Here is a 12,947-nt window from a genome sequence, read left to right on the forward strand (position 1 = left end):
TAGGCTCAGGCGGCGGTGGCGGCCTTCGCGTCCTGCAGCGCGCCCGTGGAGCCGCGCACCACGAGCTCCGGCTCGAACAGCATCTCTTCGGTCGGCACCAGCGTGCCGGCCACCTGGCTGACGAGCAGGGTGACCGCGGCCTGGCCCATCGACTGGATCGGCTGACGGACGGTGGTCAGCGGCGGGTCCGTGCAGTTCATGAACAGCGAGTCGTCGAAGCCGACCACTGACACGTCGTCGGGCACCTCGCGGCCGAGCCGGCGGGCCGCCCGGATCGCACCGAGGGCCTGCACGTCGGAGGCGCAGATGATGCCGGTGACGCCGTGCTTGATGAGCCGGGTCGCGCCGGCCCGCCCGCCCTCCATCGAGAAGATCACCCGCTCGACGTCGCCCTCGTCGGCCGTGCCCACCTCCGCCGCGGCGGCCTTGAAGGCGGCGAGCTTGCGGTTGGAGGGGGCGTGGTCGGCCGGCCCGAGGATCAGCCCGATGCGCTTGTGGCCGAGGGAGCTGAGATGGTTGAACGCCTGGTCGACCGCGTGACCGTCGTCGACCGACACCCGCGGGAAGCCGAGGTCGTCGATCGCGGCGTTGACCAGCACAGCCGGCAGGCCACGATCGTGCAGACGATGGTAGTGCTCGTGCTCCGCCGCGGCCTGGTGGTAGAGACCGCCGCAGAAGATGATGCCGGACACGTGCTGGTCCAGAAGCATCTCGACGTAGTCGGCCTCGGAGACGCCGTCGGCGGTCCGGGTGCACAGCACCGGAGTGAAGCCGCGCTTGGACAGCGCCCCGGCGACCACCTCGGCGAACGCCGGGAAGATCGGGTTTTGCAGCTCCGGAAGCACCAGGCCGACGAGGCGGGCCCGCTCACCGCGCAGCTTGGTCGGCCGCTCGTAGCCGAGCACGTCCAGTGCGGTCAGCACCGCCGTGCGCGTCGCGTCTGAGATGCCGGGCTTGCCGTTGAGCACCCGACTCACGGTCGCCTCGCTCACGCCGGCGTACTTCGCCACCTCAGCGAGTCGTCGAGTCATGCCGCAAGCGTAGTGCATACCTTCGCAATTTTTTGCACGATGTCGCCCACTGAACCCGCCGCTCCACGATCTTGAAGCCAGGGCCATGCGTTTGTGCTGATTTTTCGGGCAAATCGGCGACCGCTGCTCCACGGACGGGCCGCCTCTCAGCCCTTACCCATCGACGAACCGGCCTTCAACGGAACCATCGAACCCACAGCCACCTGGCCATACGCCTTCTGTCACACCCGACCACCCGGCCGCCGCCCGCCCGCTGCCCCACCCACCGCTCAAAGACCACCGACTCCCGTCCCACGCACCGCCTCGTGAGCCACCGACTCCCGCCCCGCGCACTGTCTCGTGAGTCACCGAATCCCGCCCCACGCACCGCCTCGTAAGTCACCGACTCCCGCCCTACGCACTGCCTCGTAAGTCACCGGCCCCCACCCCACGCACTGCCTCATGAGTCACCGGCTCCCGTCCCACCCACCGCCTCGCGAGTCACCGACTCCCGCTCCACGCACTGCCCAACGGGTCACCGGCTCCTGCCCACCGCCCCGAGCCATCAGCCCTGGTCACCCACGGCCCCCGGGCCACCGCCCGGCCGCCCACTGCCCCTGACCTCCCGTTACCCCCGGCCTCCCGCCCGCCGCCCTGGCCGCCGGCTCCGACCTTGGCGCTCGCAACCGGCCGCCCTCCGACCCCTCGACCGACTCAGGACTCCGCCCTGACGGTCAGGACCGCCGACCCCGGCCAACCCGGCGACGACCGACCTCCACCGCCCCACGATCAGCCAGCCTCCAACCCCCGTCGACTCCGGCAGCGACCGTTCTCCGACCAGCACCATCCGGTGATCGGCCGACCTGCAACCCAGGTGACCGTCTTCGCCCGAGTGGCGAGCCCATCCACTCGACGACCACCGGTGGGGTCGACTTGCCGATACCACCCGATATTGACCGCCATCCGTCCTCGACGGTCCGCCGAAGTTACCGACATTCCGGACATCTTGGTGCATCGACAGTCGTACATGCGGTCGAATTCCCATGATCCCGAAGACTTGCGACACCCAGAGCAGCGCCAAGTCTTCGGGATCATGAAAAGTGGCTCGAATCACATTCGCCAATGACGATTGAATCCCACATTGCAGGAACCGACGCGTCCAACGCCGGCTCGTCGCACAGAACAGCGAATGGCAGGCTGTGACGCGGTGATCGCGCCTGGAAGGCTTGCACTGCGACCGAAGAGGGCGAGCGCCTCGGCATCAGCGGGTCGAGCGGCCGGCACCCGACAGGATCGACGTGGGAGTCAGCCAGTTCGGGCGGGGTGTCGGCAATCAGCACGGCAATGCGTTGGGCGGCCGGTGCGGCGACCACCGGGCGGCAGGCCGAACACGGCACCGATCCGCGAGAGCAACGCCACAGCCAACCGGCCACCGCAGCGACCGGCCGGACGGGAACAACGCGACCGACAAACACCACACCGACCGGCGAAAGCGAAACAGCGCAAGCCAATCGAGCATCGCAACAACCCGACCGGCCCAGGAACAGCACGGCCACCGCGCAACCGGCCAACCCACGAACAGCGCAAGCCAATCAAGCACCACAACAACCCGACCAGCCCAGGAACAGCACGACCACCACACAACCGGCCAACCCAAGAACAGCGCAAGCCAATCAAGCACCACAACAACCCGGCCGAAACAGCACGGCCGCCGAACACCGCAACAACCGGCCGGCCCAGGAACAGCGTGGCCAACCGAACACCGCAACGGCTCGGACGAAGAGGAACTGCGCGGCCGGTCACGCGCACGACGCATGCCCGCCCGACGCGACACCAGATCGCGCCGGGGGCGGGCGTTTCAGCCGGCCAGGGCGATCGCGATCTTGCCCGCGCCGTAGCCCGACACCTCGACCTTGAGGTCCAGGCGGCGGCCCAGGGCCAGCAGCCAGTTGACCGCGTCGGCCGGCGGAGCCTCGCCCGGCAGGAACGTCTGGTGCAGCTTCAACCGCGGCGCGCCCTCGCGGTTTATCAAGCCGGCCAGGATGTTGCACACCTCGGTGGCGTTCTCGCCGATCATCTTGGAGATTTCATTGTCTTCGATGCATGCCTCCGCCCCGCCCGGCGGGATCAGCCCGATTGCCGCTCCCGCGTACGCGGTGAGTTCGAAGTCCATCCCGATCACGGCGTTCAGGTGCAGGCGCTCGTCGGTGTAGAGGGCGACCAGGGTCCGGGGGATGTCGGCCGCGCGGAGCGGATCGGCCGGGCTCACGGTGACCGGCCGGCCGAGGAGATCGTCAAACAGATCCTTGACGGCCTTGGGAGCGGGCAGAACGTGCGACATGGTTCATATCATCCCAAAATAGGGTCGAGTGCGTCGCGGAACGTGTCGGCCGTGAACGGTTTGGTGACCAGGAACAGCGCGCCGGCGTCCTCGGCGGCCTGCCGCATCTCCGGGGTGCCCTCCGACGTCACGAAGCCGAACGGGACCTGGTTGCCGTTGGCGCGCAACATACGCAGCACCTCGACACCGGTCATGTGCGGCATGTTCCAGTCCGACAGCACCAGGTCGGGCCTCTCGGCGACCGTCTTGTCGAAGGCCTCCTGCCCGTCGCAGGCCTCGACGAGATCGTGCCCTTCGTAGCCGGCCTGCCGCAGCGTGCGGGTCACGATCTGCCGCATGACCCGGCTGTCGTCGGCGATGAGAATCTTCATACGGGTGCTCCAGCAAGGTCGGTGGTGCTCTCCAGAACAGTGACGGTGACGGCCTCGTCCAACCAGCTCCCGTCGAGGTGGCACACCTCGGTGACCGCCGGGTACCGCCCGGAGGCCCCCTCGACGTGCACGTGGGGCAGCGACAGGGCGCACGGCTCAGGGAGCAGGCTCTTGACGTTGCCGCCGATGATGTTGGCCAGTTCGCCGAGGGCGTCCGCGACGTCCTCCTCGGCCACGTCGTCGAACTCGATGCTCAGCAACGCGGCCGCGACGTTGCGGGCGGCCGTGTCGGAGCAGCTCACCAGCACGTGGCCGCGCCATGCCCCGGTCACCGAGACCGACGCCGTGACGTCGGCGACGTGTTTCTCCGCCGGTGTCGGGACCAGTGGACTCGCCCCGTCGAGGTCGAGATAGGAGGACCAGACCTGCTCGGCGATCACCTTCAGGTCCTCTTCGGTGGGGTTGGTCATGCTGCCACTCCGTTCGGGACGAGGCCAAGCAGCGCAAGCTTGTCGATGATGGCGTCCGGAGTGAAGGGCTTGATCACGTACTCGTGCGCCCCCGAGGCCAGGGCCCGGACGATCTGGCTCTGTTCGCTCTCCGTCGTGACCATCATGAGCGTCATCCCGCGCAGCCGTGGCTCGGCGCGGACGGCGGTGACGAACTCGAGCCCGTTCATCTCGGGCATGTTCCAGTCGACGAGCGCGAGGCCGGGGATCTCGCCATCGCCGTCGAGAACGTTGGCCTTGAGGTAGTCCATCGCCTCCTGGCCGTTGCCGGCCTCGACCACATCGAAGCCGAGTTGTGCCACGATTCGCTTCAGGATCATGCGCATCGCGCGCGAATCGTCGATCACCATGGTGAGCATCTGGCGTCACCCCTTTCCTACAGCGCTCACTGGAGCGGCGGCCGTCGGCACATTGCGCAGCTTGTACGCGGACGTGCGCCCAGCGACCACGCGCTCGAATCTGTCGTCGATCCCGATCGTCGTCTCGGCCGAGCCGAGGAACAGCCAGCCGTCCGGGCGCAGCGTGCCGGAGACCCGCTGCAGTACCGTGCGTTTCGTCTGGACATCGAAGTAGATCAGTACATTGCGGATGAACACGATGTCGAACTGGCCCATCGGCGGAAACGGCGCGGCCAGGTTGAGCCGGCGAAAGGACACGTTCTTGCGCAGGGCCGCCGCGACCTGCCAGTGCGCGCCGACACGCTCGAAGTGCTTGACCAGCAAGGGTGCCGGCAGGCCGCGGTTGACCTCGAGCTGGGTGTAGTGCCCCGCCTCGGCGCGCGTGAGCATCTCGGTGGAGATGTCGGTGCCCAGGATGTCGAAGGACCAGCCGGGCGGGAGGCTGTCCTGCAGGACCATGGCGATCGTGTAGGGCTCCTGGCCGCTCGAGCTCGCCGCCGACCACACCTTGATCGAGCGCGTCGCGGCGCGCCGGGCCAGCAGATCCGGCAGTACCGTGTCCACCAACTGTTTGAACGGTTCACCGTCGCGGAAGAAGGACGTCTCGTTGGTGGTCAGGGCGTCGACGATCTTGCGATGGATCTCCGGCTCGGGCCGCTGCTGGGCGAGGTTGACAAACTCCGAGACCGTCGGCAGGCCGGACTGGCGGGCCAGCGGCAGCAGCCGGGCCTCGACCAGATACTCCTTGCCGGCCTCCAGCACGATCGCCGCGTCGCGTCGGACAAGGGCACTGATGAAGGCGAACTCCTGGGCAGTCAAGGTCATCGGGTCACCTCCATGGACTTCGCACCGCGACCACCTGCGGTACGGCTGATCAAGTGGTTCGCGATGTCGCCGAGCGGCAGCACGACGTGGGCGAGCCCCGCCTGCGTGACCGCTCCCGGCATTCCCCAGACAACCGAGGTCGCCTCGTCCTGCGCCACGATCTCGGCGCCGGCGGAGCGCAACTGCTCCGCCCCGCGCTTGCCGTCCTGCCCCATGCCGGTGAGCACGATGGCCAGGGTCGCGCCGCCGTAGACGCGGGCCACGGAACGGAACAGCACGTCGACGGCGGGCCGGCAGAAGTTCTCCGGCGGTCCGTTGTTGAGCTTGGTGACCACCTCCGCGCCACGGCGGTGGACCTCCAGGTGGAAGTCCCCCGGTGCGATGTAGACGGTGCCCGCCTTGACGGTCATGTCGCCGGTCGCCTCGACGACGTTCAAGGCAGCGGTACGGTCGAGCCGCTCGGCGAACATCTTGGTGAACACGGGCGGCATGTGCTGGACCACGACGACCGGCACCGACAGGCTCGCCGGCAACGCGCGCACGACCGTGGTGAGCGCGTCCGGCCCGCCGGTCGAGCAGCCGATCGTGACGACGTCGACGCTGCCGGCGCGGGGCGTCGCGCGGATCGGCGGCGCGCCGGGCGTACCGGACGGCGGCGCGTGCGGGGCGGCGCCGGGTGAGCGGACCGCGCCGGGCAGTGGCGTGCCGCCGGGTCGGGCCAGCGACGGCGCCAGGGTGCGGTTGCCGCGCCCGGGACCGGCCGGGGCGGTCGGGCGCATCGGCGGCGCCAGCGCGACCCGGCGGCCGCCGCACAGCGCGTGGATGCGGGGGATGATCTGCTCGCGGACGCTGCGGATCGACTCGGCGACGCTGCCGACGTTGGCCGGCTTGGTGACGTAGTCGCTGGCGCCCGCGGCCAACGCGTCGAGCGTCGCGGTGGCGCCGGCGGCGGTGAGCGTGCTGAACATGATGACGGGCAGCCGGGCGTACCGGGCGCGGATCGCGCGCAGCGTCTCGAGGCCGTCCATGATCGGCATCTCGATGTCGAGGGTGACCAGGTCGGGCCGCAGCTGCTCGATCTTCGTCAGGGCGATACGGCCGTTGGGGGCGGTGCTCACCACCCGGATCTCGGGGTCGTCGCTCAGCGCGTCGGTGATCAGACGCCGGACGACAACCGAGTCGTCCACGACCAGAACCGAGATCACGCGCCTTGCCTCCAGCACCGGGGGCCTCCGGTGTTGCGAGGCCCGTCACGTCCAGCGGGCTAATCGGCGCTGTGTTGACGGCGATAAGGAAATTCCCAAAAGAACCGCCCCTGCCCGGAGCATCCCGGACAGGGGCGGTCTGGCCTCCGACGCGTGGTTCAGCCGGCCAGCGGACCCATCGCGGTGAAGTACGGGTCGAGCAGTCGCCGTGCCGTGGCGGAGTCGAGCAGGTCGCGGACCATGAACGCCTGGACCGCGCCGCTGAGCAGGTTCCACACGCCGCCGGCGCGGTCGGCCACCGGCACGCCGGACCGGTCGAGCGCCTGCACCAGCAGGAGCTGGGCGGCGGCGCCGGCGCGGACACGGCCGGACAGGAAGACCGCCCAGGACGCCGAGTGCACCGCGGGCGCCCAGTCGGACAGGCCGGGACGGGCGCTGTCGGTGACCTTGTTCAGCCGCCGCATCTCGTCGGGCGACAGGGCGCCGACGCGGCTGAGCAGGCGCTGGATGTCCTCCTGCTGCGGGCCGAGGTCGTGCCGGCGTTCGGGCAGCGCGCGCTGGGCCGCGGTCCACGGGGCGCTCAGCCGGCGCCGGGACTCGTCGGAGAGCAGCTCGCGCAGGTAGGCCGCGGCGGCGGCGTCGGAGAGCACGCCGGTGGCCTTGCTGGCGACGGGGCTCTGCCGCTGCCGCGGGGTGCGCGCCTGCGGCGCGGGCATCGACTGCTGCGCCGGGCGCTTGCCCCACGTCCAGTCGAGGACGTCGTACCGCAGGCAGTGCAGAAGACCGTCGAGCGTGCCGAGCGGCGCCCGCTCGATGACGGTCAGGGTGCCGGTGTCAGCGACGGCGGCGCGTCGCTCCTGAGCCGCTGCATCGACGTCCCGCCAGAGGTCCGCCCGGTCCCAGTCGTCGGCACGCGCCGATGCAACGGCGTCGAGATCACTCTGAGTAAGCATCAGGCCCTGCAACAGCACATCGGCCGCAGCCGATCCGCCCTGGAGGCGGGAGAGGTCGAAGCCGAGAACGGGGGCGCTAACCAGGCTGTACATGGCAACTAGTCTGCAACGCAGCTGCACCCCGGTCTGTCCACCGAAAGGGTCGGGGGCGACGCCGGGCAGTAGCCCTGCGTCACCCCCGAGTGTAACCCGACCGGCAGCTCAGATCTTGAACCGCGCGACGAGCGACCGCATCTCGGCCGACATCCGGGACAACTCCGAGGCTGCGCGTTGCGCTTCGGTCACGTTGCGTGACGTGGTCTGCGCCGCCGACGCGACGTTCGAGACGTTGGCGGCGATCTCCGCAGACCCGGTCGCGGCCTCGCTGACGCTGCGGTTCATCTCGTTGGTCGTCGCGGTCTGCTCCTCCACCGCCGAGGCGATGGTGAGCTGGTAGTCGTTGATCCGGGCGATGATCTGGCCGATCTCGCCGATCGCGCCGACCGCGCCCGTGGTGTCGGCCTGGATCGCCTCGACCCGCCGGGAGATGTCCTCGGTGGCGCGGGCGGTCTCCTGCGCCAGCTCCTTGACCTCGTTGGCGACGACGGCGAAGCCTTTGCCGGCCTCACCCGCCCGGGCCGCCTCGATGGTGGCGTTGAGTGCGAGGAGGTTGGTCTGCTCGGCGATCGAAGTGATCACCTTGACCACGTTGCCGATCTCGGTCGACGACTCACCGAGGCGGCTCACCGCCTGGTTGGTCGACTCGGCCGCCATGACGGCCTGCGACGCGACCTTCGCCGCCTCGCTCGCGTTCTGCGCGATCTCCCGGATGGAGGCACCCATCTCGTCGGTGCCGGCCGCCAACGTCTGCACGTTGCGCGACACCTCCTCGGCCGCGGCCGCGACGACGTTCGTCTGGTCGCTGGCCTCGCCGGTGCCGGACGCGATCTGGGCGCTGATCCCGGTGAGCTGGCTCGCCGAGGACGCGAGCGAGGACGCGGTCTGGTCCATCGTCTGCACGGTCGTACGCATGCTCTCGGTGGCCCTGTTGAGCGCCTGGGCCATCACGCCGACCTCGTCCGTGGAGCGCACGTCGACGCGGTGGCTCAGGTCGCCCTCGGCCACGGCGCCGAGCACGTCGGCGACCCGCCGCAGCGGCGCGACGACCAGCGACGTCACCCACAGGCCGATGCCGAACGCGGCGAGCAGCCCGACGGCGGCCGCCAGGATCATGAGGTTTCGGCTGGTCGTGTAGTCGCTCTCGGCAGTGGCGCGCCACTGCTCGGCCTCGGCGACGTCCCCGTCCTGCAGCCGTCCGATCGCGTCGTTGGCCTTCTGCAGCAACGGCTGACCCTTGGCCGTCATGATCTGGACGTACTGGTCGATCCGGCCGGCCTCGACGACCGGATTCGCCTCGGTGTCGCGCACCGTCCGGTAGCCCTGGACCGATTCCTCGATCACCTTGAGGTCGTCGTCCCGACCCGTCGGTGACCCGGCGCGGTACCGGCTGATCGCGTCGGCCAGGTCGGCGTCCGCGGCCTTCTGCTGGTCCTGGTTCAGGGCGCCGAGGATGTCCGCGATGCCCTGCCGCATGTCCGCCAGCGCCACGAACTGCTTGTTCTTGGCCGTGAACTGCCGCATCCGGTCGTTGGCGCTGCTCAGCGAGTTGAGCCCGAGGACTGTGACGACAACGGTGACGACGGCGGCGATCGCGACGGCGGCGAGCAGCTTGACCCGGACGCTCCGGTTGGCGAGCCAGCCCATCAGCTCTCCTCGCGGGTGGCGCCGAACGGGTTGGTGTTGACGGCCTTGTTCGTGTCCAGCGCCAGCAACAGCCGGCCGGCGAGCTTGAACGCGCCGGTGATGAGCTGCCGGCTCGGGCCGGTCAGCGTGTCCGGTGGCGGCTCGAACGTGTCGTCCTGGAGCGTGACCACCTCACCGATCCGGTCGACCAGCAGCGACACCGACTCCTCGTCGGTCTTGACGATGACGTTCATCGCCGGCTCCGAGCTCTTCGTCCGCGGCGGCAGGCCGAGCTGTACGCGCAGGTCGACCGCGGCGATCACCTGGCCTCGCAGGTTGAAGAGTCCCCCGACGGACTCGGGCGCCAGCGGTACGGGCGTGTACTGGTCGAAGGAGAGGACCTCCTGGACCTTGGCGACATCGAGGCCGAACAGTTGGTCGGCGACCTCGAAGGTGGCGTATTGGCGGCTGGCCATGCTCAGGCTCCGGCTGGCTGGTAGGTGGTGAAGTCGGCGTCGGTGCTGCTCTGGTACGGGTCGTGCTGCTCGTACGGATCGATCGAGGTGTGGAACATCGGGTCGGCGGCGAGAATGGCCCGGCGGACGTCGAGCAGTTCCGTGACGCGCTGCTGGATGACGGCCGAGCCGAGCAGTCCGTCGTCGCCGAAGTCGCGGCGGGAGTCGTCCAGGCCCTCTTCGACGATGTCGAGGATCTTCTCGACGGCGAGGGCGACCGACCGGCCGTTTTCGGTGTAGACGACCACCGGCACCGTCGAGCCGGACTCCGTCTCGTAGGCGCCGAGCAGGTGCGCGAGGCGCAGCACGGGCAGGATCTGGTCGCGGTACTGCACGACCTCCCGGCTGCCGGTCCGCTCGATGCGCTCGACCGGGAACTCCTCGAGCCGGGTGACCATGTCCAGCGGAATGGCGACGCGGCGGTCGCCGACACCGGCGATGAGCAGCCGGTCGGCGTTGTCGCGGCCGCGGCGCACCGTGGTGTCCGCCTCGGTGCGCTCCCCACCGGCGGCCAGGTGCGCCCGCCGGGCGAGCGACGCGACGTCGAGGATGAGCGCGACCCGCCCGTCGCCGAGCAGGGTGGCGCCGGCGTAGACGCCGATGTCCTTGAACCGCGAGGTGAGCGGCTTGACCACGACCTCCTCGGTGTTGAGGACACGGTCGACGACAAGGCCGAACCGCTTGCCCTCGGCCTGGAGGACGGCGACGTAGACGTCGGTGTCGTGCTTGCCTTCGCGGGCCAGGCCGAGCGTGTCGTCGAGGTACACCAGCGGCAGCAGCTTGCCGCGCAGGCGGTAGACCGGGGCGCCCATCGCGTGCTCGACCACCCGGCCGGACTGACCGTCCAGGTAGACCAGCTCGTGCACGGCGACCTGCGGGATGACGTACCGCTCCTGCCCGCACTCGATCGTGAGCGCCTGGATGATGGCGAGTGTCAGCGGAATCGTCAGCCGCCAGATGGTGCCCTGACCGACGACGGAGTCGACGTCGACGGCGCCGCCGATGCGCTCGATGTTGGTCTTCACCACGTCCATGCCGACGCCGCGGCCGGAGACGTTGGTGACCGCCTTGGCGGTGGAGAAGCCGGGCCGGAAGACCAGGCCGAGGATCTCGCGCCGGTCCATCGTCGCGAGATGGTCGCGGGAAACCAGGCCCTTCTCGACGGCGATCCGGGCGATCTTGTCCGGGTCGATGCCGGCGCCGTCGTCGCGGACCTCGACGATGACGTGGCCGCCCTCGTGGTACGCACGCAGCGTCAGCGTGCCCTCGGCGGGCTTGCCGGCGGCGACGCGCTCCTCCGGCGTCTCGATGCCGTGGTCGACGGCGTTGCGCACGAGGTGGGTCAGCGGGTCCTTCACCGCCTCCAGCAGCGACCGGTCGAGCTCGGTCTCCTTGCCCTCCTGGGCGAGGCGGATCTGCTTGCCGAAGGTCGACGACAGGTCGCGGACGACCCGGGGCAGCTTCGACCAGAGGTGGTCGATGGCCTGCATGCGGGTCTTCATCACCGATTCCTGCAGTTCGGAGGTGATGAGGTTGAGCCGCTGCCCGGTGCGGGTCATGCTCGGGTCGGCGACCGAACCGATGGCCCGCACGAGCTGGTTGCGGGTGAGCACAAGTTCCCCGACGAGGTTCATAAGCTTGTCGAGCAGGTCGACGTCGACGCGGATCGACTGGTCGGCGACGCTGCGCCGGGTGACACCGTCCTCGCCCGGCTCGGCGGCCGGCCCACCGGACGGCTTCGACGACGCCGCGGCCGGCTTCGGAGCAGCGGGCGCAGAGGGTGAGGCTGGCGTGGCAGCGGACGCAGCTGGCGCGGCTGGCGCAGCGGACGCGGCGGACGCAGAGGGTGAGGCTGGCGCGGCAGCGGACGCGGCTGGCGCGGCTGGCGCAGCGGACGCAGCGGACGCGGCAGAGGCAACGGGCGCGACAGAGGCAACGGGCGCGACAGGAGCGGCGGGCGGCGCCGGGGTGGCACTGGCCGTCGGCCCGGCGGGCTGGGCGGCGGCCTCGACGATCACCGGCTGGACCACAACGGGCTCGACGACAATCGCCTCGACGACGTGCTCGACGACAGGTTCGGCGACCGGTTCGGAGGCAGCAGGCGCCGCGGAGACCGCAGGCACGACAGGGGAGGCAGCGGACGTGTCAGGGGAGGCGACGGACGCGGCGGCGGCAGACTCAGCAGGAGCGGCGGAGGCTGCGGGCGCGGCGGCGGCAGGAACGCCCGACACGGCAGGCCCGGCAGGCGCAGCAGGCCCGGCAGGCCCGGCAGGCGCGGCAGGCGCGGCAGAGGCGGCAGGCGCGGCAGAGGCGGCAGGCCCGGCAGGCCCGGCAGGCCCGGCAGGCCCGGCAGGCGCGGCAGAGGCGGCAGGCGCGGCAGGCGCGGCGGAGGCAGCGGGCGCGGCCGAAGCTGCGGGCGCGGCGGCGGCAGGAACGCCCGACGTGGCAGAGGCGGCAGGCGCGGCGGGTGCCGCAGTGGCGGCAGGCGCGGCGGGTGCCGCAGTGGCGGCAGGCGCTGCAGGAGCGGCGGACGCCGCCAGGGTGGCGGGTGCCGCGGTGGCGGCGGGCGCCGTAGGGGCGCCGGACGCCGCGGTGGCGGCGGGCGTGGTGGCGGCGGGCGCGGCAGGAGCGGCGGGCGCCGCCGGGGTGGCACCGGCCGACGGCCTGGTGGGCGCGGCGGCGGGCTTCGCGCCGTCGGTGATGCAGGCGTTGACGGCGGCCACGACCTCGGAGTCGTCGCCCTCGAGTTCCTGCCCGTGCTCCTCGATCTCCGACAGCAGCCCGCGCACGGTGTCGACCATGCGCAGCAACGCGTCGGTGGTCGCCGGGGTCATCCCCTGGGCGCCGTCGCGGAGCCGGGACAGCAGCGACTCGCCGACGTGCGTCACCTTCTCGAGCCGGTTGAAGGCCAGGAACCCCGAGGTGCCCTTGATGGTGTGGATCGTCCGGAAGATCGACGACAGCAGCTCGCGGGAGCCCGGCTGGGCCTCCAGCGCGACCAGGTCCCGGTCCAGTTGGTCGAGGTTCTCGTGGGACTCCACGAGGAACTCCTGAACAATGTCACCCAACTCGCTCACGGCCAGGCGCTCCTTTCGACC

Annotated in this window: 12 protein-coding genes; all 12 read right to left on the reverse strand. The window is 70.5% G+C overall.

Annotated features, from left to right (window positions below):
* Nucleotides 1–5: 5 nt before the first annotated feature.
* A complete protein-coding gene (locus tag Dfulv_RS41585) occupies nucleotides 6–1,031 on the reverse strand; it encodes a LacI family DNA-binding transcriptional regulator (protein WP_259859313.1) in 1,026 nt (341 codons plus the stop codon).
* A gap of 1,070 nt (nucleotides 1,032–2,101) precedes the next feature.
* Nucleotides 2,102–2,566, reverse strand: coding sequence for a hypothetical protein (locus Dfulv_RS41590; protein ID WP_259859314.1), 465 nt, complete (start codon nucleotides 2,564–2,566; stop codon nucleotides 2,102–2,104).
* Between the two features lie 302 nt (nucleotides 2,567–2,868).
* The gene (locus Dfulv_RS41595; protein ID WP_259859315.1) at nucleotides 2,869–3,351 is read right to left on the reverse strand and encodes a hypothetical protein; all 483 of its coding nucleotides are present in this window, start codon (nucleotides 3,349–3,351) and stop codon (nucleotides 2,869–2,871) included.
* Between the two features lie 8 nt (nucleotides 3,352–3,359).
* Nucleotides 3,360–3,722, reverse strand: coding sequence for a response regulator (locus Dfulv_RS41600; RefSeq protein WP_259859316.1), 363 nt, complete (start codon nucleotides 3,720–3,722; stop codon nucleotides 3,360–3,362).
* Nucleotides 3,719–4,192, reverse strand: coding sequence for a chemotaxis protein CheX (locus tag Dfulv_RS41605; RefSeq protein WP_259859317.1), 474 nt, complete (start codon nucleotides 4,190–4,192; stop codon nucleotides 3,719–3,721). The genes Dfulv_RS41600 and Dfulv_RS41605 overlap by 4 nt, the downstream gene beginning before the upstream one ends.
* Nucleotides 4,189–4,590 carry a response regulator gene (locus Dfulv_RS41610; RefSeq protein ID WP_259859318.1) on the reverse strand — a complete coding sequence of 134 codons (402 nt, stop codon included), beginning with the start codon at nucleotides 4,588–4,590 and terminating at the stop codon, nucleotides 4,189–4,191. Before Dfulv_RS41610 ends, Dfulv_RS41605 begins: the two co-directional genes overlap by 4 nt.
* A 6-nt stretch (nucleotides 4,591–4,596) precedes the next feature.
* Nucleotides 4,597–5,454, reverse strand: coding sequence for a CheR family methyltransferase (locus Dfulv_RS41615; RefSeq protein ID WP_259859319.1), 858 nt, complete (start codon nucleotides 5,452–5,454; stop codon nucleotides 4,597–4,599).
* Nucleotides 5,451–6,659 (reverse strand): chemotaxis-specific protein-glutamate methyltransferase CheB, encoded by a 1,209-nt coding sequence (gene cheB / locus Dfulv_RS41620; protein ID WP_259859320.1) that lies wholly within the window; start codon nucleotides 6,657–6,659, stop codon nucleotides 5,451–5,453. Before cheB ends, Dfulv_RS41615 begins: the two co-directional genes overlap by 4 nt.
* 158 nt (nucleotides 6,660–6,817) lie before the next feature.
* The gene (locus Dfulv_RS41625) at nucleotides 6,818–7,705 is read right to left on the reverse strand and encodes a hypothetical protein (RefSeq protein ID WP_259859321.1); all 888 of its coding nucleotides are present in this window, start codon (nucleotides 7,703–7,705) and stop codon (nucleotides 6,818–6,820) included.
* A gap of 108 nt (nucleotides 7,706–7,813) precedes the next feature.
* A complete protein-coding gene (locus tag Dfulv_RS41630) occupies nucleotides 7,814–9,355 on the reverse strand; it encodes a methyl-accepting chemotaxis protein (RefSeq protein ID WP_259859322.1) in 1,542 nt (513 codons plus the stop codon).
* A complete protein-coding gene (locus Dfulv_RS41635) occupies nucleotides 9,355–9,810 on the reverse strand; it encodes a chemotaxis protein CheW (protein WP_259859323.1) in 456 nt (151 codons plus the stop codon). Before Dfulv_RS41635 ends, Dfulv_RS41630 begins: the two co-directional genes overlap by 1 nt.
* Before the next feature lie 2 nt (nucleotides 9,811–9,812).
* Nucleotides 9,813–12,926: a chemotaxis protein CheW gene (locus tag Dfulv_RS41640; RefSeq protein WP_259859324.1), complete on the reverse strand. Its 3,114-nt coding sequence runs from the start codon at nucleotides 12,924–12,926 to the stop codon at nucleotides 9,813–9,815.
* Nucleotides 12,927–12,947 lie beyond the last annotated feature (21 nt).

It is taken from the genome of Dactylosporangium fulvum (genome assembly GCF_025137375.1).
In the GTDB taxonomy this organism is placed as follows: Bacteria; Actinomycetota; Actinomycetes; order Mycobacteriales; family Micromonosporaceae; genus Dactylosporangium; species Dactylosporangium fulvum.

Bases quoted from the DNA above. Each gene is read 5' to 3' on its own strand.
- Dfulv_RS41600 (WP_259859316.1), bottom strand. From the start codon at position 3,722: ATGAAGATTCTCATCGCCGACGACAGCCGGGTCATGCGGCAGATCGTG.
- Dfulv_RS41585 (WP_259859313.1), bottom strand. From the start codon at position 1,031: ATGACTCGACGACTCGCTGAGGTGGCGAAGTACGCCGGCGTGAGCGAG.
- Dfulv_RS41610 (WP_259859318.1), bottom strand. From the start codon at position 4,590: ATGCTCACCATGGTGATCGACGATTCGCGCGCGATGCGCATGATCCTG.
- Dfulv_RS41625 (WP_259859321.1), bottom strand. From the start codon at position 7,705: ATGTACAGCCTGGTTAGCGCCCCCGTTCTCGGCTTCGACCTCTCCCGC.
- Dfulv_RS41595 (WP_259859315.1), bottom strand. From the start codon at position 3,351: ATGTCGCACGTTCTGCCCGCTCCCAAGGCCGTCAAGGATCTGTTTGAC.
- Dfulv_RS41635 (WP_259859323.1), bottom strand. From the start codon at position 9,810: ATGGCCAGCCGCCAATACGCCACCTTCGAGGTCGCCGACCAACTGTTC.
- Dfulv_RS41605 (WP_259859317.1), bottom strand. From the start codon at position 4,192: ATGACCAACCCCACCGAAGAGGACCTGAAGGTGATCGCCGAGCAGGTC.
- Dfulv_RS41615 (WP_259859319.1), bottom strand. From the start codon at position 5,454: ATGACCTTGACTGCCCAGGAGTTCGCCTTCATCAGTGCCCTTGTCCGA.
- Dfulv_RS41630 (WP_259859322.1), bottom strand. From the start codon at position 9,355: ATGGGCTGGCTCGCCAACCGGAGCGTCCGGGTCAAGCTGCTCGCCGCC.